The sequence below is a fragment of the Micromonospora sp. CPCC 205739 genome (genome assembly GCF_036906795.1).
Taxonomy (GTDB): Bacteria; Actinomycetota; Actinomycetes; order Mycobacteriales; family Micromonosporaceae; genus Micromonospora.
Genome location: NZ_JBAKHS010000056.1, coordinates 1 through 1,291 on the forward strand (window position 1 = coordinate 1; position 1,291 = coordinate 1,291).

The 1,291-nt window shown below is 69.6% G+C and carries 1 protein-coding gene; it reads right to left on the bottom strand.

From position 1 onward, the window contains the following. Positions 1–1,053 (bottom strand): IS110 family transposase (locus V6U88_RS30130; RefSeq protein ID WP_334458292.1); only part of this gene is annotated, 1,053 nt, incomplete at its 3' end. Positions 1,054–1,291: the final 238 nt, after the last annotated feature.

The window sequence follows — 1,291 nt, forward strand, 5'->3', positions numbered from 1 at the left end:
GGTGTTGAGGGCGGCGAAGTCGGCCATGAGTGCGGCGTGGATTTCACGGACGATGTAGCGCTTGAGGCAGCGCATGATCTCTATCTTGGCCAGGCCTTGCTTGGTGCGTCGTTGGACGTAGTCGCGGGTGCGGGGGTCGTAGCGCATGCGGGTTAACGCGATCGTGTAGAGGGCGTTGTTGGCGGCTCGGTCGCCGCCGCGGTTGAGGCGGTGGCGGTCGGTGCGCCCTGAGCTTGCGGGAATCGGTGCGGCGCCGCAGAGGTGAGCGAGGGCGGCTTCGGAGCGCAGCCGGTCGGGGTTGTCACCGGCAGTGGTGAGAAGTTGTCCCGCGACCTCGGGTCCGACGCCGTAGAGGGCGTTCAGGCGTGGGGCGGTCTTTGCCACCGCCGGGCGCAGCCGCCGGTCGGCTAGGGCGATCTCGGTGTCGAGGGCCTGCACCCGGGTTGCGACCGCGCGTAGCGCTGCCCGGGTCGCCTCAACGGGGTCGGTCATGGCCATCTCATCGACGGTCAGGCTGGCACAGGCGGTGATCATCGCCTGCCTGGGCAGTCCGGCCAGGTTTGCGCGCACGGCCTCGGGGGCCGACGTGATCAGTCCGTGGAGCTGGTTGAGGGCGGCGGTGCGGGCCTTGACCGCGCCCCGGCGAGCCACGCGCAGCGCGCGGATGGCCTCGACCGGTCCGGTGCGGGTTTTGGGTGTGCCAGTGGCCTGCCCGGACACCGCCGCGCGGGCGGCGGCGATCGCGTCGATCGGGTCGGACTTACCTTTGCTGCGTCGGGTCTTGCGGTCGGGCCGGTCGACCTCGACCAGGTCGACGCCTTCGCCGGCCAGGTAGCGGGCCAGGCCTGCGCCGTAGGTGCCGGTGCCCTCCACTCCCACCTTGATCAATCGCCCGAACGAACGCAGCCAGGCCAGCAGCGCCCGGTAGCCGGCCGGCGTCGCCGCGAATTGCTGATCTCCGAGTACTCGGCCGGTCTGATCAACGGCGGCGGCGTGGTGAGTCTTGCCGTGGGTGTCTATCCCACCCGTGACCGGGCGCTTCCTGGCTGCCATGCTGAACTCGTCGTCCCTTTCGCTCGCACCGAACAGGGTCGGCACGCACCCGCCGGGCAGGCGGACAAGACAGTGACGGGGCCTCTCGCACAGGCTCCTATGAAGTCACGAACGCCCAGCCAGTGACGTGCAGGCGCGGTCACCCGGACAGTCGACGAATCCAGCCAAGGACAGCAACCGTCGGTCAGGGCAAGGGTCAGACAGCCGGGTGACCGCTCCTACATCCTCACTGTCAGGG